This window comes from Bacillus sp. FJAT-49711 (assembly GCF_018343715.1).
GTDB lineage: Bacteria > Bacillota > Bacilli > Bacillales > Bacillaceae_C > Lederbergia.
On sequence record NZ_JAGYPL010000007.1, the window covers coordinates 110592 to 135492 of the forward strand.

The following is a 24901-nucleotide window of genomic DNA, read 5'->3' on the forward strand; positions in this document are numbered from 1 at the left end:
TTCCTTGCTGCTTTTTATTGTTATTATTTTTGGATTGTTGATACAACGCCAGAACCAACTGTACGTCCACCTTCACGAATAGAGAAACGAGTTCCGTCTTCGATCGCGATTGGTGAAATCAATTCAACAGTCATTTCAACGTTATCACCAGGCATAACCATTTCTACGCCTTCTGGAAGATGAACAATTCCAGTTACGTCAGTTGTACGAAAGTAGAACTGTGGGCGATAGTTTGTGAAGAATGGAGTGTGACGTCCACCTTCTTCTTTAGATAGTACATAAACTTCTGCTTTGAAGTTTGTATGTGGTGTGATTGTACCAGGCTTTGCTAATACTTGACCACGTTGGATGTCTTCACGAGCAACCCCACGAAGAAGGGCACCAATGTTGTCACCAGCTTCTGCATAATCAAGAAGTTTACGGAACATTTCTACTCCAGTAACAACAACTTTTCTAGATTCTTCAGCAAGACCGATGATTTCAACTTCTTCACCGACTTTAACTTGTCCACGCTCTACACGTCCAGTTGCAACTGTACCACGACCTGTGATTGAGAATACGTCCTCAACAGGCATCATGAATGGTTTGTCAGTGTCGCGTTCTGGAGTTGGAACGTACTCATCAACTGCATCCATTAATTCAACGATTTTTTCTTCCCACTCAGCTTCTCCTTCAAGAGCTTTAAGAGCAGAACCTTTAACAACAGGAATGTCGTCGCCAGGGAAATCATATTCAGAAAGAAGATCGCGAATTTCCATTTCTACTAACTCAAGAAGTTCTTCATCGTCAACCATGTCACATTTGTTCATGAATACAACGATGTAAGGAACACCTACGTTACGAGAAAGAAGAATGTGCTCACGAGTTTGTGGCATTGGGCCATCTGCAGCAGAAACAACAAGAATTGCTCCGTCCATTTGAGCAGCACCAGTGATCATGTTTTTAACATAGTCAGCATGTCCTGGACAGTCAACGTGTGCATAGTGGCGTTTTTCAGTTTCATATTCAACGTGAGAAGTTGAGATTGTAATTCCACGCTCGCGCTCTTCAGGAGCGTTGTCGATCATGTCATAACCTTTAGCTTCTCCGCCGCCGCGCTTTGCCATAACAGTTGTAATCGCAGCTGTAAGAGTTGTTTTACCATGGTCAACGTGACCAATAGTACCAATATTAGCATGTTCTTTGGAACGATCAAATTTAGCTTTAGCCATTTGAAAATCCTCCTTTTATTTAAGAAAAATAGTAAGTATGAGAGGCGCTTTAAAACTAGAATAGAAATTTTAAAGCGACTCCTAGCATATCTAATAGTAGTTATACTTGATTAATGGTTTAAAATCAATTATTCACCGCTATTTTTTTTGATAATTTCTTCCGAAATAGATTTCGGTACTTCTTCATAATGATCAAAGAACATTGTATAAGTTCCACGACCTTGTGTATTAGAACGAAGTGATGTTGCATAACCAAACATTTCAGCAAGAGGAACGAACGCTTTAACGACTTGTGCGTTTCCACGAGCTTCCATTCCTTCAACGCGTCCACGGCGTGATGTAATATCACCCATGATATCTCCGAGGTATTCCTCAGGGATTACGACTTCAACTTTCATGAGTGGCTCAAGTATAACAGGATTACATTTTTTCACAGCGTTTTTAAGTGCCATAGAAGCTGCGATTTTAAATGCCATCTCACTGGAGTCAACATCATGATAAGAACCGTCAAATAATCTTGCTTTAACGTCGATTAATGGGTATCCGGCAAGTACACCGTTTGCCATTGAATCTTCAAGTCCAGCTTGTACAGCAGGGACATATTCACGAGGAACAACCCCACCAACGATTCCATTTTCAAATTCGAAGCCTTTTCCTTCTTCGTTAGGGGAGAATTCAATCCATACATGACCAAATTGTCCACGACCACCGGATTGGCGAACGAACTTACCTTCTACTTGAGCAGAAGTACGGAATGTTTCACGATATGATACTTGAGGAGCACCAACGTTTGCTTCTACCTTGAATTCACGTTTCATACGGTCAACAAGGATGTCTAGGTGAAGCTCACCCATACCTGAGATAACAACTTGACCTGTTTCAGGATTTGTTTCTGCACGGAATGTAGGATCCTCTTCCTGAAGCTTCGCAAGCGCAGAACCCATTTTGTCTTGGTCTGCTTTAGATTTCGGTTCAATTGCAACTGAGATAACCGGTTCAGGGAATTCCATAGACTCTAAGATAACTAAATCTTTTTCGTCACATAGTGTATCACCCGTACCTGTATCTTTTAGACCAACCGCTGCTGCGATATCTCCACTATATGCAGTAGAAATTTCTTCACGGTGATTGGCATGCATTTGTAGGATACGTCCGATACGTTCGCGTTTACCTTTCGTGGAGTTTTGAACGTAAGATCCAGAGTTCAAAGTTCCAGAGTATACACGGAAGAATGTTAGACGACCAACATAAGGGTCTGTCATTACTTTGAAAGCAAGTGCCGAGAATGGCTCGCTATCGTCAGCATGACGAGCAACCTCTTCTTCTGTATCAGGTACAATCCCTTTAATAGATTCAATATCAGTCGGTGCAGGCAAGTAATCAAGAACTGCATCAAGTACTTTCTGAACACCTTTGTTTTTAAACGCTGTTCCGCAAAGAACTGGGTAGAATTCTACCTTCAATGTAGCTTGACGGATAGCAGCTTTTAATTCTTCGACAGAGATTTCTTCTCCCTCGAGATATTTCATCATAAGTTCTTCATCAAAATCGGCAACAGCTTCAATTAAGCCTGCCCGCATTTCTTCCGCTTGGTCACGCAGATCTTCAGGAATTTCTCCTTCAACAGCATCAAGTGCTGAATCTCCTTCGTAGAACCATGCTTTCATTTCTACAAGGTCAACCATACCTGTGAAGGTATCTTCTGCACCAATTGGAAGTTGAATTGGATGCGCATTTGCTTGTAGACGATCATGAAGTGTTTTAACAGAGTAAAGGAAGTCCGCACCAATTTTATCCATTTTATTAACGAATACAATTCGTGGAACACCATATGTTGTTGCTTGGCGCCAAACTGTTTCAGTTTGAGGCTCAACGCCTGATTGAGCGTCAAGTACAGTTACAGCTCCATCAAGTACACGAAGAGAACGTTCAACTTCTACTGTGAAGTCTACGTGTCCTGGTGTATCGATGATATTAACACGGTACCCTTTCCATTGTGCTGTTGTAGCAGCAGATGTAATTGTAATTCCGCGTTCCTGTTCCTGTTCCATCCAGTCCATTTGTGAAGCACCTTCATGAGTTTCACCAATTTTATGAATGCGCCCTGTATAGAAAAGAATACGTTCGGTAGTAGTTGTTTTACCGGCATCGATATGAGCCATAATTCCGATATTACGTGTCTTTTCTAAGGAGAAGTCTCTAGGCATTTCGTATTTCTCCTTCCTGGGATGAGTAGTAAAATTTTATATAATGATATCTTACCAGCGATAATGTGCGAATGCTTTGTTTGCTTCCGCCATTTTATGCATGTCTTCACGTTTCTTAACAGAAGCTCCAGTATTATTAGCTGCGTCCATAATTTCATAAGCTAGACGCTCTTCCATCGTTTTTTCTCCGCGAAGACGAGCGTAATTTACTAACCAACGCAACCCTAAAGTTGAACGGCGGTCCGGACGAACTTCAACTGGTACTTGGTAGTTGGCACCACCTACACGGCGAGCTCTAACTTCCAATACTGGCATTATATTTTTCAACGCTTGATCAAATACTTCCATTGCATCCTTGCCTGTGCGGTCTTGGATAAGTTCAAATGCTGAATAAAGAATAGTTTGTGCTTTACCTCTTTTACCGTCTACCATAAGCTTGTTGATCAGACGTGTTACAAGCTTTGAGTTGTGAATCGGATCTGGTAGTACGTCTCTTTTTGATACAGGTCCTTTACGTGGCATCGGTGTTCCTCCTTTCGATGATTCTATCTAATCATTTATTATTTTTTTACTTTAGGCTTTTTCGTACCGTATTTAGAACGGCTTTGTGCACGTTTTTCAACACCAGCAGTATCAAGTGCACCACGAACGATATGGTAACGTACACCCGGTAAGTCTTTAACACGGCCTCCACGGATAAGCACAACGCTGTGCTCTTGTAGGTTATGGCCGATACCAGGGATATAAGCAGTTACCTCAATTCCGTTTGTCAAACGAACACGCGCATATTTACGCAATGCTGAGTTTGGTTTTTTCGGAGTCATAGTACCAACACGTGTACATACACCACGCTTTTGCGGTGAAGATACATTTGTGTTCACTTTCTTAAAGCTGTTATAACCTTTGTTAAGTGCTGGAGAGTCAGAAGTTGTTACTTTTGATTTTCTATTTTTACGCACTAGTTGGTTAATTGTAGGCATTTTTGTTCCTCCCTTCACATTTGTTTAAGTCCACACATCCAGGTGGTTCTTTTTAAGGCAAAAAACAAGTTTTTGCAGGTGAATCAACTGCAAAAACACCTTTAATAAATAATGGCAACAGTCGTTGCTCCAACATCAATGCCGCATGCTTTCCCAAGCTTTTTCATAGAGTCCACTATTGTAATAGGAACATCCATTTCTTTAGCCGTGTGAATAATACTTTCCGTAATTCGCGGATCCGCATCGGATGCCACGAAAACTTCTTGTACATGCCCTGATTTAAGAGCTCTTACTGTCTGTTTTGTTCCTACGATCACATTTGAAGCCTGTGACACTTTTTCATAAGACATTTTCAATATCCTCCAAAGTTACAGGTATAATGATAGGAGCACCTTGAATATATTATCATCTGTCATTTTCTATGTCAATAAAAACATAAAAAATAATAAGAAAAGCGTAAGCGCCTTGCCCATCGTCGACGTTCCTTTTTCTGCCTTCGACTGAGATAAACGAAACACGATGAGCCTGCAAGGCGAATCGATGTTGACTACGCAAGCGAGAAGGACAAGAAGTTTGCTAGACGATAGGCGCTGGAGCTAGACAGCAAAAAGTTATGTTTAAAATATAAACTTAACTTTACTATTCTTTAATTCAAAGTATTGCTAGTCGGCGTTTATACCGACTAGCAACATATGATATAAGCTTTTAAACTACTCTGCACTCACTGCTTCGTCTTCTGCCATAACTGAAACTGCTTTGCGGTAACGTTGCATTCCAGTTCCTGCTGGTACAAGCTTTCCGATAATGACGTTTTCTTTCAAGCCGAGCAATTCGTCTCTCTTTCCTTTGATGGCAGCGTCTGTAAGAACGCGAGTTGTCTCTTGGAAAGATGCAGCAGAAAGGAAAGAGTCCGTTTCTAAGGAAGCTTTTGTAATACCAAGCAACACTGGACGACCCGTTGCAGGTTGTTTTCCTTCCAGCAGTGCTTTTTGGTTGGCATCCGTAAATTGATGGACATCAAGTAGTGTACCTGGCAATACATCTGTATCACCTGCATCAGATACACGCACTTTCCTAAGCATTTGGCGAACCATCACTTCAACGTGCTTATCGCCAATTTCAACCCCTTGCATTCGATATACCTTTTGTACTTCAAGAAGTAAATACTCTTGAACAGCGGCAACATCACGAATGCGAAGTAGTTCTTTCGGATCAATGGAACCTTCTGTTAATTCATGACCACGTGTAACATGATCATTAACTGCAACTTTTAAACGTGCAGTATATGGTGCGTTATATGTGCGTGATTCAATCTCGCCTTGAACAACAATCTCGTGCTGACGATCGCGTCCTTCAGAAATAGAAGTAACGACACCGCTAATTTCAGAAATAACAGCAACCCCTTTAGGATTACGTGCTTCAAACAACTCTTGGATACGTGGAAGACCTTGTGTAATATCGTCTCCCGCAACCCCTCCTGTATGGAAGGTCCTCATCGTCAACTGTGTTCCTGGTTCCCCGATTGATTGGGCTGCGATAATACCTACAGCTTCACCAACATCAACGACTGAGCCAGTAGCTAAATTACGGCCGTAGCATTTTTTACAGACGCCATGGCGGGTGTTACATGTAAATGCAGAACGAATCCAAACTTCTTGAATTCCCACATTTTCAATTTCCTTCGCCAAATCTTCGTCAATAAGTTCATTCTCTGACACAAGAACTTGGCCTGTTTCGGGATGAACGATTTTTTTCCTTGCATAGCGACCAATTAAGCGTTCTTCGAGAGGCTCTATTACTTCAGTACCATCTTTCAACGCAGCTACTAGGAGTCCTCGATCTGTTCCACAGTCGTCTTCGCGAACAATGACGTCCTGTGCAACATCAACAAGCCTTCTTGTTAAATATCCAGAGTCAGCTGTTTTCAATGCTGTATCCGCAAGACCTTTACGAGCTCCGTGAGTCGAGATAAAGTACTCTAAAACAGTTAGTCCTTCTCGGAAACTAGATTTGATTGGTAATTCAATAATTCTACCTGCCGGGTTGGCCATCAGACCACGCATACCTGCAAGCTGAGTAAAGTTAGAAGCGTTACCCCTCGCTCCAGAGTCACTCATCATGAAGATAGGGTTCAATTTTTCTAATGTTTTCATTAGTTTACTTTGAATTGTATCTTTAGCAGCACTCCAGATAGCAATGACACGGTCATAACGTTCTTCCTCAGTGATGAGACCACGCTTAAATTGCTTCATGACATTATCGACTTTATTTTGAGCTTCATTCAAAATCGTTTCTTTTTCGGCTAAAACTACGATATCCGATACTCCGACTGTAATCCCTGCCTTAGTTGAATACTTAAATCCAAGGTTTTTCATACGGTCTAGCATCTTCGAAGTTTCCGTAATTTGGAAACGTTTAAAGATCTCAGAGATGATATTCCCTAAAATTTTCTTTTTGAATGGTTCCACTAGTGGTTGTTGTTTGATAAATTCAGCAACATTAGTGGTCGATGGTACAAAATATTTGTCAGGTGTATTACCTTCTAAATTTTCATTAGTCGGTTCATTAATATACGGGAACGATGGTGGAAGAATCTCATTAAAGATCAACTTACCTACAGTTGTCACTAACAAGCTGCTTCTTTGTTCTTCCGTAAATCTTTCATTTTTCAATGAGCTTGCTTGAATCGCAATTCGAGAATGGAGATGTACATATCCATTTTGATACGCAATTAGGGCTTCATTCGTATCTCTGAATACCATTCCTTCCCCATCAGCACTTTCACGCTCTAGCGTTAGGTAGTAGTTACCAAGTACCATATCCTGAGATGGAGTAACAACAGGTTTTCCATCACGCGGATTTAGAATGTTTTGAGCTGCAAGCATCAATAAACGTGCTTCTGCTTGTGCTTCCGCAGATAACGGTACGTGAACGGCCATTTGGTCTCCATCAAAGTCAGCGTTATATGCTGTACAAACGAGTGGGTGGAGTCTAATGGCTCTACCTTCTACTAATGTAGGTTCAAATGCTTGAATTCCTAGTCTATGAAGAGTTGGTGCTCTGTTTAATAAAACTGGATGTTCACGAATAACATCTTCAAGTACATCCCAAACTTCTGGTTGAACTCGCTCTATTTTTCGTTTTGCACTTTTAATATTGTGTGCTAATCCTTTTTCAACTAATTCCTTCATGACAAAAGGTTTAAATAGTTCAAGAGCCATCTCTTTCGGTAAACCGCATTGGTACATTTTTAAGTTAGGACCAACGATGATAACCGAACGACCGGAATAGTCAACACGTTTTCCGAGTAAGTTTTGACGGAAACGTCCTTGTTTTCCCTTCAACATATGAGAAAGGGATTTAAGCGGACGGTTACCTGGACCCGTTACAGGTCTTCCTCTTCTGCCGTTATCAATCAAAGCATCGACAGCTTCTTGAAGCATCCGTTTTTCGTTTTGAACGATAATGCTAGGTGCACCAAGGTCTAGAAGCCTTTTTAAACGGTTGTTGCGGTTGATTACACGTCGGTAAAGGTCGTTTAAATCAGAGGTGGCAAATCGGCCACCTTCGAGCTGTACCATAGGACGCAACTCAGGTGGAATTACAGGAAGAACATCTAAAACCATCCAATCAGGTTGGTTTCCTGAATGACGGAACGCCTCAAGTACTTCCAAGCGTTTAATAGCTCGGGTACGGCGTTGTCCTTGGGCAGTTTTGAGTTCATCTTTAAGTTGTTCCACTTCTTTTTCAAGATCGATATCTTGAAGAAGTTTCTTAATAGCTTCTGCACCCATTGATGCTTGGAACTGTGTTCCATATTTCTCACGGTATGCACGATATTCTTTTTCAGAAAGAAGCTGCTTTTTATCTAAAGTAGTATTTCCTACATCCGTTACAACATAGGATGCGAAATAGATGATTTCTTCCAGAGCACGCGGGGACATGTCGAGGACAAGTCCCATACGGCTTGGAATGCCTTTGAAATACCAAATATGTGAAACAGGTGCGGCTAGTTCAATATGACCCATTCTTTCACGGCGGACTTTCATACGTGTTACTTCAACACCACAGCGATCACATACGACTCCCTTATAGCGTACACGCTTATACTTTCCGCAATGACATTCCCAGTCCTTCGTAGGACCAAAAATACGTTCACAGAACAAGCCATCTTTTTCTGGTTTCAAAGTACGATAGTTAATTGTTTCTGGCTTTTTCACTTCACCGAAAGACCAAGAACGGATCTTATCGGGTGAAGCAAGACCGATTTTCATATACTCAAAATTATTAACATCCAGCAAGGGGCCTACCTCCCTTTTCGTCTACAGGTTTTACCCTTAATGCTAATTTCAAGGAATTATTCATATGATGCTGCCGTTTCTTCTACTTTAGCATCTGGAGCAATATTCAATGTATCTGCCTGATTGACATCGTCGTCATCATCCAGGTCGCGCATTTCTATTTCTTCTTCATCTCCTGAAAGGATTTTTACATCCATACCAAGACTTTGAAGTTCTTTGATTAATACTTTAAATGATTCAGGTACGCCTGGTTCAGGAACATTTTCGCCCTTCACAATCGCTTCATACGTTTTCACACGTCCAACAACATCATCTGATTTAACCGTTAGGATTTCTTGAAGTGTATAAGCTGCACCGTATGCTTCAAGTGCCCAAACTTCCATCTCTCCAAAACGCTGTCCACCAAATTGTGCTTTACCACCAAGTGGCTGTTGGGTAACAAGCGAGTAAGGTCCTGTTGAACGAGCGTGCAGCTTATCGTCAACCATGTGCGCTAGTTTGATCATGTACATGACCCCTACAGATACACGGTTATCAAAAGCTTCTCCCGTTCTACCATCATAAAGGACTGTTTTGGCGTCGTTCGCCATTCCTGCTTCTTCAATCGTTTCCCACACGTCTTCCTCAGTTGCACCATCGAATACTGGGGATGCCATATGAAGACCGAGACTTCTAGCTGCCATTCCTAAGTGTAATTCTAGTACTTGCCCAATATTCATACGAGATGGCACCCCAAGTGGGTTTAACATGACATCGACTGGAGTTCCATCAGGCATATATGGCATATCTTCTTCAGGGAGGATACGGGAAATAACCCCTTTGTTACCATGGCGTCCTGCCATTTTGTCCCCTTGGGAGATTTTTCGTTTTTGAACAATATAGACGCGAACAAGTTGATTTACTCCTGGTGGAAGTTCATCACCATCTTCACGGTTGAAAACTTTCACGTCTAATACAATTCCGCCTCCGCCATGTGGTACACGAAGGGATGTATCACGAACTTCACGTGCTTTTTCACCAAAAATAGCGTGAAGGAGACGTTCCTCTGCAGTCAGTTCCGTTACACCCTTCGGAGTTACTTTACCGACTAGCAAATCACCATCTTTTACTTCTGCACCAATTCGGATAATTCCACGCTCATCAAGATTGCGCAGTGCATCTTCACCAACGTTTGGAATATCACGTGTCATTTCTTCTGGTCCAAGCTTTGTATCACGAGCCTCGGATTCGTATTCTTCAATATGGATAGAAGTATAAACATCATCCTTAACGAGACGTTCGCTCATAATGATCGCATCTTCGTAGTTATATCCTTCCCATGTCATGAATGCGACAAGGACGTTTCTTCCAAGGGCAAGTTCACCTTTATCCATTGAAGGACCATCACCTAGGATTTCTCCTTTAGTTACACGATCTCCTACACTTACAATTGGACGCTGGTTGTAGCATGTTCCTTGGTTAGAACGAATAAACTTTTGCATACGATATTTGCGCAAATCACCTTTTACTTCTTGACCGTCAACTTCTTGAATGTTGCGGACCCATACTTCACGAGATTCAACATGCTCAACGATTCCATCATGCTTACAAATCACCGCTGCACCAGAATCCTTCGCTGATACATACTCCATACCCGTTCCTACTAGAGGAGCTTCCGGCTGCATGAGAGGAACAGCTTGTCGCTGCATGTTCGCACCCATTAGAGCACGGTTCGAGTCATCATTTTCCAAGAAAGGTATACAAGCTGTCGCTGCAGACACGACTTGTTTCGGTGATACATCCATATAATCTACACGTTCTCTTCGTACAACCGTGTTTTCACCGCGGAAACGAGCTATGACTTCCTCATTTATAAATCCACCATCATCAGATAACGGAGCATTCGCTTGAGCTACAACATAATTATCCTCTTCGTCCGCAGTCAAGTAATCAATTTGCGGTGACACTAACCCTGTTTCCGGATCAACGCGACGATATGGGGTTTCTATAAAACCAAAACGATTAACCTTCGCGAAAGATGATAATGAGTTAATTAAACCGATATTCGGTCCTTCTGGCGTTTCGATTGGACACATGCGGCCATAATGCGAGTAATGGACGTCACGCACTTCCATACCGGCACGTTCACGTGTTAATCCGCCTGGTCCAAGTGCAGAAAGACGACGTTTATGCGTAAGCTCTGCAAGCGGGTTTGTTTGGTCCATAAACTGAGACAGCTGAGAACTGCCGAAAAACTCTTTTATAGACGCAATGACTGGACGAATATTAATCAATTGCTGTGGAGTGATCGTGTTAATATCCTGAATGGACATACGTTCTCTTACGACACGCTCCATACGAGATAAACCAATTCTAAACTGATTTTGCAATAATTCACCTACAGAACGAAGACGTCGATTACCAAGATGATCGATATCGTCTGTGTCGCCTACATCATAGAGCAAGTCAAAGAAATAGCTGATAGATGAGATAATGTCTGCAGGTGTAATATTTTTGATGCCTTCCTCAACATAGGCATTCCCAATTACATTGATGACCTTATCATCATCTTCATGAGGAGCATAAATTTTGATGGACTGAACAACAATATCTCCATCTAATACTCCACTATGTTGGTTATATGTTTTAAAACCAGTCCCATTTTCCAAATGAGAAATTATTTTATCTAAATTACGGCGATCAAGCAGTGTTCCTTCTTCAGCAATAATTTCTCCTGTTTCCGGATCTGCTAAAGTTTCAGCCAAGCGCTGGTTGAAAAGACGATTTTTAATGTGAAGCTTTTTATTTAATTTATATCGTCCAACACTCGCAAGGTCATATCTTTTCGGATCAAAGAACCTAGAAACTAGTAAGCTTTTTGCATTTTCTACTGTTGGAGGTTCACCAGGACGAAGGCGCTCATATATTTCAAGCAATGCTTTTTCAATGCTCTCCGTATTGTCTTTTTCAAGTGTATTACGGAGATATTCATTGTCACCTATAAGATCGATGATTTCTTGATCAGAACCAAATCCTAATGCCCGCAAAAGAACCGTAACAGGTAATTTCCTAGTACGATCGATGCGTACATAGACAACATCCTTGGCGTCTGTTTCGTATTCTAGCCATGCACCTCTATTAGGGATGACTGTAGCTGTAAAACCTTTTTTACCGTTCTTGTCAAGCTTTCCGTTATAGTACACACTCGGAGAGCGTACAAGCTGCGAAACAATTACTCGCTCGGCACCATTTATAATAAAGGTACCCATTTCAGTCATTAGCGGGAAATCACCCATAAATACATCTTGGTCTTTCACTTCACCTGTTTCTTTATTAACAAGGCGGAGTTTAACCCGTAGTGGAGCGGAATAAGTTGCATCACGCTCTTTTGATTCTTCTACAGAGTATTTAGGTTCTCCGAGACTATAATCGATAAATTCCAAAGAAAGATTTCCGGCAAAATCCTCGATTGGCGAGATGTCCTGGAACATTTCCTTTAAGCCCTCATCAAGAAACCATTGGTAGGAAGAAGATTGGATTTCGATTAGATTCGGCAGCTCTAAAACTTCGCTGATTCGCGCAAAGCTTCTGCGCTTCCTATGCCGTCCGTACTGAACTAGTTGACCTGTCAACTGATTCACCCCTCAAATCATGCGTTATAATGATGCATTTCATCTGGATAAACCAGAAAAAATGTTGTATCATAGAACAAAAAGAAAAATGGTTTTGCTGGAAAACCACATTTTTCACATGACGAACTATTATTTTATAATCTTTTCCAACTTTGCCAACTTCCATACAATTTATTATGAAATTGACAATAGATTAGAAAACACTATATTCGCATCTTACAATGCTATCACAAGGTCATATGCAAGTCAACATTTTAATGTTCTCAAAATATAGTAGCCTTTCTTTTTCGCAACCACTTCTGCATTCCCAAATATTTCTTCTAGTTTTGCTTTTGCGGATGGAGCACCTTGTTTTTTTTGAATGACTACCCATAACTCACCATCGGATTCTAAGTGGTGGAAACTTTGTTCAAAAATAGAATGAACAACTTCCTTCCCTGCCCGAATAGGCGGATTCGTTAAAATCGTTGAAAACTTTTCCTCGATTACATTTTCCAAACGATCACTTTCATAAATGCTTGCATTATCAATATCATTTTGTTCGGCATTTTCTTTAGCAAGCCCGATCGCCCTTTGATTCACATCGACCATATGAATGACTCGATCGGGTAAATCCTTGGCGATGCTCAACCCAATTGGACCGTAGCCACACCCGACATCCAGTATAGGGCCTGATATTTTTGGAGGTTCAAAGGTATCTATTAATAAACGGGATCCAAAGTCCACTTCACCTTTTGAAAAAACACCTTGGTCTGTTTTAAAACGAAATAAATGATTCCGCAATTCCACATTCCAAAATTTCGGATCACTTGCAACTTCAGGTTCGCGCGTATAATAATGGTCTGCCATAATATTCCCACCTCCTAGGCGGTAAAAATCTAGCGAAAAAAAGCCCGCTTTATAAGCAGCGAGCTTTTTTATTTTCCAGATGATTACTTAACTTCGATGCTAGCTCCAACTTCTTCAAGTTTAGCTTTAATTTCTTCAGCTTCTTCTTTAGTTGCGCCTTCTTTAACTGGTTTAGGAGCGTTGTCAACAAGTTCTTTTGCTTCTTTCAAGCCAAGACCTGTAACTTCACGTACAACTTTGATAACTTTAATTTTTTGAGCACCAGCGCTAGCAAGTACTACGTCAAATTCAGTTTGTTCTGCAGCAGCTTCGCCACCAGCAGCACCGCCAGCTACAGCTACAGGAGCAGCAGCAGTTACGCCAAATTCTTCTTCGATCGCTTTAACTAGATCGTTTAATTCAAGAACTGTCATTTCTTTGACAGCTTCAATGATTTGTTCTTTAGTCATGATTTATTTCCTCCGTTAAATTAATTTGTTTTTTTATATGACTTGTTCTTTCTCTGTCCAGCTACAACGCCTATCGACTAGCAAATTTCTTGCCCTTTTCCCTACGATAAGTCAACATCGACTCGTACCTCGTCGTGTTTCCTTTATCCCAGTCAAAGACCCTGAAATTTGTACGTCGATGACCAAGGCGTTTCCGCTTTTCTATGCACCTTGTTCTTCTTTTTGGTCTGCAACAGCTTTAGTTGCAAGAGCCAAGTTACGAATAGGAGCTTGTAGAACGCTAAGCAACATGGAAAGCAATCCTTCGCGAGATGGAAGTTCTGCAAGTGCTTTGATTTCTTCAACTGTTGCAATATTTCCTTCAATTACACCAGCTTTGATTTCAAGTGCTTCATTCTTTTTCGCAAAGTCATTCAAAATTTTCGCAGGAGCTACAACGTCTTCCGTGCTGAACGCAATTGCGTTTGGTCCTGTCAAAGATTCATTTAAACCTGCAAGTTCAGCAACTTCCGCTGCACGGCGTGTCATAGAGTTTTTATACACTTTGAATTCAATACCCGCTTCGCGAAGTTGTTTACGTAGTTCAGTTACTTGTGCAACTGACAATCCACGGTAATCAACTACAACTGTAGAAACGCTTGATTTAAATTTCTCAGAGATTTCTTGCACGATTTGTTTCTTTTGCTCAATTACTCTGCTCATCCTTACACCTCCCAAGATTCCAGATGGACATTTATACCGACACAGAAAAACCTCCACATATAGACATGGAGGTTTCATGCGTCAATCATTCAGCCAGATTGATTATATATCGCAATGACCTCGGTAGGAAATTAAGCTTTTAAAGCACCTACTGTCTACGGTACAAATGTTTTATTATTTTTTTCAACAGATAGTATTCTACCAGGTTTTTCGCTGGCAGTCAACTATTTTTTATACTGAAGAAGGATCAACTTTTACGCCAGGTCCCATTGTTGAAGTAACTGTTACGTTCTTCATGTAAGTTCCTTTTGCAGCAGATGGCTTCGCTTTTAACAATGTATCGAAAATAGTAGCAAAGTTTTCAACTAGCTTCTCTTGATCGAAAGAAACTTTACCGATTGGAACATGGATAATACCCGCTCTATCAACACGGTATTCAACTTTACCAGCTTTAATTTCATTGATAGCTTTCGTTACATCAAATGTAACAGTACCTGTTTTCGGGTTTGGCATTAAACCTTTTGGTCCAAGAGTACGGCCAAGTTTACCAACTTCACCCATCATATCTGGAGTAGCAACGATTACATCGAATTCGAACCAACCTTGGTTGATTTTATTGATGTATTCTGAATCTCCAACATAATCAGCACCAGCAGCTTCTGCTTCTTTAAGTTTCTCACCTTTCGCAAATACCAACACGCGTTGCGTTTTACCTGTACCATTTGGAAGTACAACTGCACCACGAATTTGTTGATCTGCTTTCTTAGGGTCTACTCCTAAGCGAAATGCCGCTTCAACTGTCGCATCAAATTTCGCATAGTCCACTTTTTTTACAAGTTCAACTGCCTCATTGATTGAATAAGCTTTTGAACGATCAACTTGCTTTAAAGCTTCTACATATTTCTTACCTTTTTTAGCCATTAATATTTCCTCCTATAATGTGGTTTTAGCGGAATAACCTCCCACGAATAGAGGAAGGCCGAAATCCGGCCTCCCTCCAACAACGACCTTGCTTACAATCAAAATCAGTCTTCGATTTTGATACCCATGCTGCGCGCAGTGCCTTCAACCATAAGCATAGCAGCTTCAACGCTGGCTGCGTTTAGGTCCGGCATTTTTGTTTCCGCGATTTCGCGTACTTTATCGCGTTTTACAGTCGCAACTGACTTTTTATTTGGTTCACCAGAACCAGACTCGATTCCAGCTGCTTTTTTAAGCAAAACAGCAGCAGGTGGAGTTTTTGTGATGAATGTAAAAGAACGGTCTTCAAATACCGTGATTTCAACTGGAATGATTAGACCAGCTTGATCTGCTGTACGAGCATTAAACTCCTTACAGAATCCCATGATATTTACACCTGCTTGACCTAGTGCCGGTCCAACTGGCGGAGCCGGATTCGCTTTGCCTGCAGGAATTTGTAATTTTACAAGCTTAATTACTTTTTTAGCCACGAGACACACCTCCTTAAGTCCGTGATGTGGTAATTGGGTCTTCACCCTCCCACTCAACATATCAAAATATAAGAAATTATTTTCTTAATCAGCTCTCTATTAGAAGCATACTGACCTAAAAGATATTATCACTTTTCACAATAGATTTCAAGTTGTTTCAAATTATAATTTGTCAATTTGAGTGAAGTCTAATTCAACAGGCGTTTCCCGCCCAAACATATTAACCATCACTCTAGCTTTTCCTTTTGTTTGGTCCAAATCTTCAATTTTTCCAGTAAAATTCGCAAACGGCCCTTCTTTCACCGTCACCGTTTCACCAGGTTCAAATTGTACTTCAACACGCTTTTCATCTATTCCCATCCGCTTTAAAATAAAAGAAATTTCTTCAGGCAATAATGGAGTCGGCTTCGAGCCTGACCCTGATGAACCAACAAACCCCGTTACTCCCGGTGTATTACGCACGACATACCATGAATCATCCGTCATGATAATTTCAACTAATACATATCCCGGAAAAACCTTTCTTTTTACAACTTTCTTTTTACCATTCTTAAAATCAGTCTCTTCATCTTCAGGGACAATCACCCGAAAAATTTTATCTTGCATGCCCATTGACTCTACGCGTTTTTCAAGATTTGCTTTAACTTTGTTTTCATAGCCGGAATAAGTATGGACAACATACCAGTTCTTTTCCATCTAATAGGACTAAGCGTCCTTCCCTCCCTACTTGCACTTTTTAAAATTTTTAACCAAATGAAAAAACCCGTTGACCGGGCTTTAAATACTCTGTATCTATATTTTTCATTATACCATGAGAAAGTGTATATTATACAAGCTTCAAGGTAAAATAAGAATTTATAATCCAAGTATAAAACGAATCGATTTTGAGATAATTTGGTCGATCCCTGCAAAAAATAATGCTAGGATTGTAACTGTTACCACGACTGTAATCGTATAGCCTGTAAGTTCCTTTCGCTTCGGCCAGCTAACTTTTCTCATTTCTGAGCTTACGTGGCGAAAGAATTGGGTTAAGCTTGACATGATCGTACCTCCAAGTAAATAGCTGCTTATAAAGCGTGTTCAAAAGAACACTTCTTATATGTGAGTGTATGCTATTTTGTTTCTTTGTGAATCGTATGCGCATTACAGCTTTTGCAAAACTTCTTTAACTCAAGACGTGTAGCATCTTCTTTATTCTTATCCGTCATATAATTGCGCGAGCCACATACTGCACAGATTAAAGCAACCTTCTTTTTCACTTGCAGCACCCGCTCTCCCAATTATCTAATAAAAAATATCACGGAAGTTCATTTCTGTCAATACAGTGAAACTTCGATCTGTGGGAGATTTTTATTATCTTGAACTGATTTTTAAAAGAAATCAGGCTAAATTTGCCGCGTCTTGCGGCTGCTTTCAAGTGGCCACTATCCTGTTGCTGGAGTCAATCGCACTTTACACAGTTGATTTCAACCTACACTAAATCTTACTGTCCATTCATGCATTTATATATTACACGCTGAATTCATGCAGTTCTAAATAGCGCTCGAGCTTTCTCTTTACTCTTTGTAAAGCGTTATCAATTGATTTTACGTGACGATCTAATTCATCCGATATCTCTTGGTATGATCGCCCGTCTAAGTATAGCGCTAACACCTTTCTTTCTAAGTCACTAAGCAGCTCCATTACTTTTTCTTCAATATTATTCAATTTTTCTCTATTGATTAGAAGTTCCTCAGGATCAAGGATCTTTGCACCAGAGATCACATCCATTAATGTGCGATCTGATTCTTCGTCATAAATGGGCTTGTCCAAAGAAACATAGGAATTAAGTGGGATGTGTTTTTGTCGGGTGGCTGTTTTGATTGCAGTGATAATTTGTCTCGTAATGCAAAGCTCGGCAAAAGCTTTAAATGATGAAAGCTTATCTTCTTTAAAGTCTCGAATAGCCTTATAAAGACCGATCATGCCTTCTTGCACGATGTCCTCTTTATCTGCTCCAATTAGAAAATAAGATCGGGCCTTTACTCTAACAAAATTGCGGTATTTTTTTATGAGGTAATCTAGTGCTTCGCTTTCTCCTTCGTGAATCAGTTCGATCAATTCTTCATCTTCTAACAAATCATATCTGATGTCGTCGTCTATTCTGATATTTGAGATCACCGTATCCCCACCCTTGAAAACCGTAGATAAAACTATTATACATGACAAAATTTTCTAGCGTCAACTAGTCATTTTTCCCCACGCCGCCATTTTTCGAAAATTGTTGCAACTTCATCACTCAATGGAATTTTCGATGCGGGAAATTTTTCTCTCGTTTTTTCAAGCCGCTTTCCGATCTTTCGATCAATGGCTTCTACTTCTATCAATAATTCCCGCGCCGAAATTCTAAGAGCCCCTTGTCCAAAAATGGCCCATTGTTCTGTAAAATCTGAAGTGGCAACATGGATTTGCGTTCGAATATTACTTAATTCCTTCGCTAATTTTTCAATCCGCTCGTCCGCTGTTTCTTCAGCTTTCGTATAAATGACATCTATTTTATGCTTTCGATACTTTTTTTCGACTCCCTTAACCTCATAAGCATCAAAAACTACGATTACTTTATATCCGGTATAGCCTTGATAGTCTGCTAATATTTCAATTAAGCGATCCCTTGCGGCAGCAAGATCTTTCTTCTTTAGTTCAATCAGTTCGGTCCACGCACCGATGATATTATAGCCATCGACAATAAGGATATCCATTTGTTAATCCTCGATTGGATTCCGTTTTCGATGAACTTCATACATAAGCAAAGCAGCCGCAACTGAAGCATTCAGTGATGTAACATGCCCGGCCATTGGCAAATGGATTAAAAAGTCGCATTTCTCCCTAATTAAACGGCCAATTCCTTTGCCTTCACTTCCAATGACAATAGCAAGCGGCAGCGTAGCATCCATTTTCCGATAATCTTGACTTCCTTTAGCGTCCGTTCCAAATACCCAAATACCGCGTTCCTTTAATTCATCAATCGTTCTGGCAATATTCGTAACACGTGCTACGGGTATATATTCGATCGCTCCTGTAGAAAGCTTAGCAACCGTAGCGGTCAAACCAACTGCCCGCCGCTTCGGAATAATGATGCCGTGCACACCTGCTGCATCTGCTGTACGTAATATAGAGCCTAGATTATGAGGGTCTTCTAATTCATCTAAAATAAGAAAAAATGGATCTTCGCCCTTTTTAGAAGCATATGCAAATAAGTCATCCACTTCAGCATATTGGTAGGCGGCTACTTGAGCTATAACACCTTGATGATTTTCTTTCGTGTTTTGTTCAAGCTTTTGCTTTGGAACGTATTGAATTAAAACGTTGCGCTCTTTCGCAAGTTTTACAATTACTTGCATTTGTCCTTTTTGAGATCCTTCAGCAATCCAGATTTTATTAATATCCCGGTCCGATTTCAACGCTTCAATAACAGGGTTTTTCCCCGCAATCCACTCCTGACTCATGCTGTTCCCACTCCCCCGGTTTCAATCTTATTAATTGCTTCATCAATAATTTCAGTTAATCGATTATGTTCATTCGCCAAATATACCCAGCCAATCACCGCTTCAAAAGCGGTGCTATGCCGATAAGTGAGGACATCTGTATTTTTAGGGATTGTCCCAGACTTAGCGTTTCTTCCCCGTTTCATAACATTCATTTCTTCTTCATTTAAAAAATTTTCTTCAATCATTTTCTTTAATACACCAGATTGTGCTTTAGCCGATACAAAACGGGTCGCCTCCCGGTGAAGCCGATGTGGTCTTGTTTTACCATTTTGTAAAAGGTAATGTCTGATAAACACATCATAAACGGCATCACCGATATAAGCGAGCGCTAAGCTATTCAATTGCTTATAGTCTACTTTTTTATCAGGCAGATTCATGTTGATTAGCCCCGTTTCCATCTTGTACCTTGTGGTGTGTCCTCAAGAATAATATTCATTTCCTTTAATTGACCGCGAATTTGATCCGCACGTTGAAAGTTGCGATTTTTTCTCGCTTCCAACCGCTCATTGATTAGTTGATCAATCTCTTCGTCAAGCAACTCAGCAGCATCCAGTTGTAAACCTAGAACAGAAAATAATTCTTCAAATGTATTCATGAAGGATTCAATCACTTTAACAGACGTATTTTCTTCCATCAAATAATAATTAGCTTGTTTCGCGAGCTCGAATAAAATAGAGATTCCATCTGCTGTATTAAAATCATCATCCATTTCTTTTACAAAATCATTTTTCAAGTCCGAAATTTTACGCAGCCATTCCTCGTCATTTGTTGTTAAATTTGCACTTACATTTAAACGATGCTTTAAATTTTGGTAAGATGTTTTCAACCTTTCAAGACCAGCTCCGGCATTTCTTAACAATTCATCTGTAAAATTGATTGGATTACGATAATGAACAGCCAACATAAAGAATCTTAAAACTTGAGCATCTACATGTTTTAAAATATCGTTGACAAGAACAAAATTGCCTAGAGATTTCGACATTTTTTCATTATTGATGTTGATATATCCATTATGCATCCAATAACGGGCAAATGTTTTGCCAGTAAGCGCTTCTGATTGGGCGATTTCATTTTCATGATGCGGAAAAGTTAAATCTTGCCCGCCCGCATGTATATCGATCGTATCCCCCAAGTATTTTCGCGCCATAGCAGAGCACTCGATATGCCAGCCTGGCCTGCCCTCGCCCCATGGACTATCCCAGGAAATTTCGCCTTCTTTCGCCGCTTTCCATAATGTAAAATCCAATGCATCTTCTTTGTTTTCTCCCGCTTGAATTCGGGCGCCAATTTTTAAATCATCTACTGATTGGTGAGAAAGCTTTCCGTACCCATCAAAATGTCTTGTTCTATAATAAACATCTCCATTTGATTCATAAGCGAAACCTTTTTCAATCAATGTGTCTATGAATTCAATGATGATATCCATATTTTCCGTTACGCGCGGATGAAGATTCGCCCTCTTGCAGCCTAATGCAGATACATCTTCGAAGAATGCTTCTATAAACCTCTCTGCAACCGTCGGAACATCTGTACCAAGTTCAGCTGCCGCTTTAATAAGCTTATCGTCAACATCAGTAAAATTAGAAATAAAGTTCACGTCATAACCACGGTATTCCAAGTATCGGCGAACTGTATCAAATACGATAGGCGGTCTCGCATTTCCGATATGAATGTAGTTATAGACGGTCGGACCGCACACATACATTTTTACTTTTCCTTCTTCTAGCGGAATAAACTCTTCTTTTTTTCGAGTAAGCGTATTGTAAATTTTAATGGCCATCGATCGTGGCTCCTTTCGCGTTTTCCTTCTGTAATTGGGAGATTTCTTCTTGCAATCCGGAGATCTTTTTTTCCATTTCTGTGCATCTATCCGAAATTGGATCCGGTAAATCACAGTGATCCAAATCTTTTATTCTTACTCCGTCTCGGACAACAATCCTTCCTGGTATTCCGACAACAGTGGAATTAGGAGGTACATCTTTCAAAACAACGGAACCTGCTCCTACTTTTGAATTTTTCCCGATTGTGATATTTCCTAGCACTTTGGCGCCCGTTGCGATGAGGGTATTATCCTCCAAAGTCGGATGCCGCTTCCCTTTTTCTTTTCCGGTTCCGCCTAGAGTCACCCCTTGATAAACTGTTACGTTATCACCTATACGGCATGTTTCTCCAATCACGACTCCCATCCCGTGGTCTATGAAGAAGCGGCGCCCGATGATCGCACCGGGGTGAATCTCAATTCCTGTAAAAAAACGATTAATTTGAGAAATCATTCTTGCAGCAAAATACCATTTATTCTTATATAATGCATGTGCCACTCGATGCGCCCAAATGGCATGCAAACCTGAATACGTTAGGATAACCTCTATACTAGTCCTAGCAGCAGGGTCCTGGTCAAATACCGTATCTATATCTTCTTTCATTCGCTTGAACATAGTTATGACCCCCTTTATTAGAAAAGCGAAAGCGCCTTGCTTATCGACGTACAAACTTCAGGGCCTTCGACTGAGATAAAGGAAACACGATGAGCCTGTAAAGGCGAATCGATGTTGACTTATCGTAGGGAGAAGGACAAGAAGTTTGCTAGTCGATAGGCGCTGGAGCTAGACATAAAATATATATAAAAAAACGCCTCTGAAAGAATCAGAGACGCTTTTGGCGCGGTTCCACTCTGGTTGGGCACAGCTTATTAAAATACGGCACCCCAGCTCCTCTTGATAACGACAAGATTACCGCCAGCACCTACTTAGTTTCCCTGTTCGGATTAGGACTCAGAGGGGCACTTCAAAAAATGAGTAGCTGGTCCCGCTCTCAGCCGGTGGCGGTACTCTCTGATCAGCATCATTTTTTTACTTTTCCTCGTCAACGTTTTGATTATAAACTTAATATATTATATTTTTGTCTAATTGTTAACCCTTCAAGCGCTCTAGTCGTCTTTTTATTTTTTCTTTGCCTAATAATTCTATCGCGTTTGGAAGTTCCGGTCCATGTGTTTGCCCTGTTACCGCTACGCGAATAGGCATAAATAGCTTTTTACCTTTTTGTCCTGTTGATTTTTGGACTGCTTTTATTGCTTGTTTTATACCATCTGCCTTAAATGGTGTAAGGGCGTCGACCTCGTCATAAAATGCGCTCAGCACTTCAGGCACCTGCTCCTCATCCAATACAGCTTTAGCTTCTTCATCATAATCGATTTCATCTATAAAGAACATGCTTGATAATTCTACGATTTCCGCCCCATAGCTCATTTGTTCCTGATATAGTGCTATTAAGCCTTTTGCCCAATCTTCCTCTTCTTGATTTAACTGCTCACTCACAAGTCCAGCTTTTACTAGGTGAGGTAATGCGAGAGCAACAACCTCATCTAATTCTAGCTTTTTCATATACTGATTATTCATCCAAGCAAGCTTTTGTTTGTCAAATAATGCAGGAGATTTTGATAAGCGGCTAGCATCGAAAATCTTAATAAATTCCTCTTTTGAAAAAATTTCTTCTTCGCCTTGTGGAGACCATCCAAGCAATGCAATAAAGTTAAATAAAGCTTCAGGTAAATAGCCTAGGTCAGCGTATTGCTCAATAAATTGAATAATTGATTCGTCGCGCTTACTTAGCTTTTTACGGCTTTCATTGACTATAAGTGTCATATGACCGTATGTTGGAGGTTCCCAATCAAATGCCTCAAAAATCATTAATTGTTTTGGAGTATTTGAAATATGATCATCTCCGCGGAGGACATGACTAATCTTCATCAGATGGTCATCGATGGCTACAGCAAAATTATAAGTTGGAATCCCATCTTTTTTAACAATAACAAAGTCTCCAATACCATCAGATTCAAAGGAAACTTCATCTTTCACCATATCAGTGAAAGCATACACTTTACCAGCAGGTACTTTAAAGCGGATGCTCGGTACGCGTCCTTCCGCTTCTAGTGCAGCTTGTTCTTCCTTGGAGAGATGAGCACATTTCCCCGAATAGCGCGGCATCTCACTGCGTGCTATTTGCGCTTCACGCTCTTTTTCTAGTTCCTCTTCGGTACAGTAACATTTATAGGCTAGACCGCGGTCTAAAAGCTCATCGTAGTATTTTTTGTATATAGCAACACGTTCAGATTGCCTATATGGACCATAGCCGCCGTCTTTATCTATACTTTCGTCCCAATCAATTCCTAGCCATTTTAAGTACTTAAGCTGACTCTCTTCTCCGCCCTCAATATTTCTCTTCAAATCTGTATCTTCAATTCTTATAAGGAATGTTCCACCCATATTGCGTGCGAATAAATAATTAAAAAGTGCTGTACGCGCATTTCCGATATGCAAATGACCCGTTGGACTCGGGGCATAGCGCACTCTCACGTCATTTGACATTTTTTTGCCTCCATTCAAAATCACAGTCTTTTTATTTTACAATAATTTTTAACGCTTTTGTATTAATATAACCGCCTGAGAAGCGATTCCTTCCTCACGGCCCACAAACCCAAGACGCTCTGTTGTAGTCGCTTTGACATTCACTTGAGATATATCTGCCTCTAATAGTTCCGCGATTCGCTCCCTCATTTTATCAATATGCGGAGCCATTTTCGGCTTTTGCGCCATGATTGTGCAATCTATATTTACGAGAGAGTACCCACGCTCTTTTACTAAATGCCACACATGAACCAAAAGCTTAGCAGAATCAGCATCTTTATATTCTGGATCTGTATCAGGGAAATGTCTGCCGATATCCCCTTCTCCAATCGCGCCAAGACAGGCGTCCGCTACTGTATGTAAAAGCACGTCCGCATCAGAATGCCCAATCAAACCTTTATTGTAAGGGACCTCAATTCCACCAATTATTAATGGACGACCTTCTGCAAACTCGTGCACATCAATGCCTTGCCCAACTCTAAACATTTATGTATTCTCCTTTACTGTTGTTGTCTTTTCCTTAAAATAGCCTCCGCAAAATAAATATCCTCAGGTGTCGTCAATTTAATATTATCGTAGTCGCTCTCAACGATTTTTACAGGATAGCCGCCTTTTTCTACGAGAGATGCTTCATCTGTCCCTAAATATCCTTCTAATTTTGCTTGCTCATGTGCGCTTTGTAACACGGAAAAACGAAAAGCTTGTGGAGTTTGTACCTGCCACAAGCTGGATCGGTCTACCGTTTCAATGACTTTGAGATCAGTTGCTTTTTTAATCGTATCCTTAACTGGAACAGCCGCTATCGCTGCACCTTCTTTCCTCGCACATTCAACGAGACTCGATATAGTTTTAGGACGAATAAAAGGTCTAGCTCCATCATGAACAAGAATGATTCCATCTGCCTCAGCGGCTTTCAATCCATTATAAACGCTGTATTGCCGCTCGCTGCCACCTAAAACTATGTGAATCTTAGGATAGCGGCTTTGAATATCTTTAAAAAACGGCTCATCATCCGGTTGAATAACGAGAATGATTCGACTACAATAAGGATCTTTTTCAAAAACATCAAGTGTATGAAGAATAATGGGTCTTCCTGCCAGATTCATCAATAATTTATTATACCCTGCACCCATTCTCTTCCCAGAACCCGCAGCTGGAATAATCACTTGATAATTCATTACTTTTACCCCTATTCTCGTTCCCGTTG

Annotated in this window: 24 protein-coding genes and 1 other annotated feature; all 24 genes read right to left on the minus strand. The window is 40.6% G+C overall.

All coding sequences use genetic code 11. From position 1 onward, the window contains the following. Positions 1-23: 23 nt before the first annotated feature. The 24 genes from tuf to ispD all read right to left on the minus strand — a co-directional run bounded on the left by tuf (position 24) and on the right by ispD (position 24872). The gene (gene tuf, locus KHA96_RS22335; RefSeq protein WP_213131546.1) at positions 24-1211 is read right to left on the minus strand and encodes an elongation factor Tu; all 1188 of its coding nucleotides are present in this window, start codon (positions 1209-1211) and stop codon (positions 24-26) included. A 128-nt stretch (positions 1212-1339) separates the two neighbouring features. Further along, complete coding sequence (gene fusA, locus KHA96_RS22340; RefSeq protein ID WP_213131547.1) at positions 1340-3418, minus strand: elongation factor G; 2079 nt, start codon at positions 3416-3418, stop codon at positions 1340-1342. Between the two features lie 51 nt (positions 3419-3469). Continuing rightward, positions 3470-3940, minus strand: coding sequence for a 30S ribosomal protein S7 (gene rpsG, locus KHA96_RS22345; RefSeq protein WP_213131548.1), 471 nt, complete (start codon positions 3938-3940; stop codon positions 3470-3472). A 38-nt stretch (positions 3941-3978) separates the two neighbouring features. Next, a complete protein-coding gene (gene rpsL, locus KHA96_RS22350; protein WP_213131549.1) occupies positions 3979-4398 on the minus strand; it encodes a 30S ribosomal protein S12 in 420 nt (139 codons plus the stop codon). 101 nt (positions 4399-4499) lie between these two features. After that, a complete protein-coding gene (locus tag KHA96_RS22355; protein WP_213131550.1) occupies positions 4500-4748 on the minus strand; it encodes a 50S ribosomal protein L7ae-like protein in 249 nt (82 codons plus the stop codon). 360 nt (positions 4749-5108) lie between these two features. Beyond that, complete coding sequence (gene rpoC / locus KHA96_RS22360; RefSeq protein ID WP_213131551.1) at positions 5109-8699, minus strand: DNA-directed RNA polymerase subunit beta'; 3591 nt, start codon at positions 8697-8699, stop codon at positions 5109-5111. Between the two features lie 56 nt (positions 8700-8755). Continuing rightward, a complete protein-coding gene (gene rpoB, locus KHA96_RS22365; RefSeq protein WP_213131552.1) occupies positions 8756-12310 on the minus strand; it encodes a DNA-directed RNA polymerase subunit beta in 3555 nt (1184 codons plus the stop codon). A 246-nt stretch (positions 12311-12556) separates the two neighbouring features. Beyond that, on the minus strand, positions 12557-13159 hold the full coding sequence (locus KHA96_RS22370) for a class I SAM-dependent methyltransferase (RefSeq protein ID WP_213131553.1): 603 nt from the start codon (positions 13157-13159) through the stop codon (positions 12557-12559). Between the two features lie 83 nt (positions 13160-13242). Beyond that, on the minus strand, positions 13243-13608 hold the full coding sequence (gene rplL / locus KHA96_RS22375; RefSeq protein ID WP_213131554.1) for a 50S ribosomal protein L7/L12: 366 nt from the start codon (positions 13606-13608) through the stop codon (positions 13243-13245). A gap of 201 nt (positions 13609-13809) precedes the next feature. Further along, on the minus strand, positions 13810-14310 hold the full coding sequence (gene rplJ / locus KHA96_RS22380; RefSeq protein WP_213131555.1) for a 50S ribosomal protein L10: 501 nt from the start codon (positions 14308-14310) through the stop codon (positions 13810-13812). A 35-nt stretch (positions 14311-14345) separates the two neighbouring features. Continuing rightward, positions 14346-14489 (minus strand) — a sequence feature (ribosomal protein L10 leader region). Between the two features lie 52 nt (positions 14490-14541). After that, complete coding sequence (rplA, locus tag KHA96_RS22385; RefSeq protein ID WP_213131556.1) at positions 14542-15231, minus strand: 50S ribosomal protein L1; 690 nt, start codon at positions 15229-15231, stop codon at positions 14542-14544. A 104-nt stretch (positions 15232-15335) separates the two neighbouring features. Then, positions 15336-15761: a 50S ribosomal protein L11 gene (rplK, locus tag KHA96_RS22390; RefSeq protein WP_213111992.1), complete on the minus strand. Its 426-nt coding sequence runs from the start codon at positions 15759-15761 to the stop codon at positions 15336-15338. Between the two features lie 162 nt (positions 15762-15923). Continuing rightward, positions 15924-16457, minus strand: coding sequence for a transcription termination/antitermination protein NusG (gene nusG, locus KHA96_RS22395; RefSeq protein ID WP_213131557.1), 534 nt, complete (start codon positions 16455-16457; stop codon positions 15924-15926). Positions 16458-16616: 159 nt separating this feature from the next. Next, positions 16617-16802, minus strand: a complete 186-nt coding sequence (secE, locus tag KHA96_RS22400) for a preprotein translocase subunit SecE (RefSeq protein ID WP_213131558.1) — start codon at positions 16800-16802, stop codon at positions 16617-16619. 71 nt (positions 16803-16873) lie between these two features. Beyond that, entirely contained in the window at positions 16874-17020 is a 147-nt protein-coding gene (gene rpmG, locus KHA96_RS22405; protein WP_213131559.1) for a 50S ribosomal protein L33, read from the minus strand. Between the two features lie 250 nt (positions 17021-17270). Continuing rightward, complete coding sequence (gene sigH, locus KHA96_RS22410; protein ID WP_213131560.1) at positions 17271-17921, minus strand: RNA polymerase sporulation sigma factor SigH; 651 nt, start codon at positions 17919-17921, stop codon at positions 17271-17273. Positions 17922-17989: 68 nt separating this feature from the next. Further along, the gene (locus tag KHA96_RS22415; RefSeq protein WP_213131561.1) at positions 17990-18499 is read right to left on the minus strand and encodes an NYN domain-containing protein; all 510 of its coding nucleotides are present in this window, start codon (positions 18497-18499) and stop codon (positions 17990-17992) included. A 3-nt stretch (positions 18500-18502) separates the two neighbouring features. Next, positions 18503-19246: a 23S rRNA (guanosine(2251)-2'-O)-methyltransferase RlmB gene (rlmB, locus tag KHA96_RS22420; RefSeq protein WP_213131562.1), complete on the minus strand. Its 744-nt coding sequence runs from the start codon at positions 19244-19246 to the stop codon at positions 18503-18505. After that, a complete protein-coding gene (locus KHA96_RS22425) occupies positions 19243-19665 on the minus strand; it encodes a Mini-ribonuclease 3 (protein WP_249315876.1) in 423 nt (140 codons plus the stop codon). The genes rlmB and KHA96_RS22425 overlap by 4 nt, the downstream gene beginning before the upstream one ends. A gap of 5 nt (positions 19666-19670) precedes the next feature. Continuing rightward, the gene (gene cysS, locus KHA96_RS22430; protein ID WP_213131564.1) at positions 19671-21068 is read right to left on the minus strand and encodes a cysteine--tRNA ligase; all 1398 of its coding nucleotides are present in this window, start codon (positions 21066-21068) and stop codon (positions 19671-19673) included. Then, on the minus strand, positions 21058-21723 hold the full coding sequence (gene epsC / locus KHA96_RS22435) for a serine O-acetyltransferase EpsC (protein ID WP_213131565.1): 666 nt from the start codon (positions 21721-21723) through the stop codon (positions 21058-21060). Before epsC ends, cysS begins: the two co-directional genes overlap by 11 nt. 474 nt (positions 21724-22197) lie before the next feature. After that, on the minus strand, positions 22198-23655 hold the full coding sequence (gltX, locus tag KHA96_RS22440; RefSeq protein WP_213131566.1) for a glutamate--tRNA ligase: 1458 nt from the start codon (positions 23653-23655) through the stop codon (positions 22198-22200). Between the two features lie 48 nt (positions 23656-23703). Beyond that, on the minus strand, positions 23704-24180 hold the full coding sequence (ispF, locus tag KHA96_RS22445) for a 2-C-methyl-D-erythritol 2,4-cyclodiphosphate synthase (RefSeq protein WP_213131567.1): 477 nt from the start codon (positions 24178-24180) through the stop codon (positions 23704-23706). A 14-nt stretch (positions 24181-24194) separates the two neighbouring features. Further along, positions 24195-24872: a 2-C-methyl-D-erythritol 4-phosphate cytidylyltransferase gene (gene ispD, locus KHA96_RS22450; protein ID WP_213131568.1), complete on the minus strand. Its 678-nt coding sequence runs from the start codon at positions 24870-24872 to the stop codon at positions 24195-24197. Positions 24873-24901: the final 29 nt, after the last annotated feature.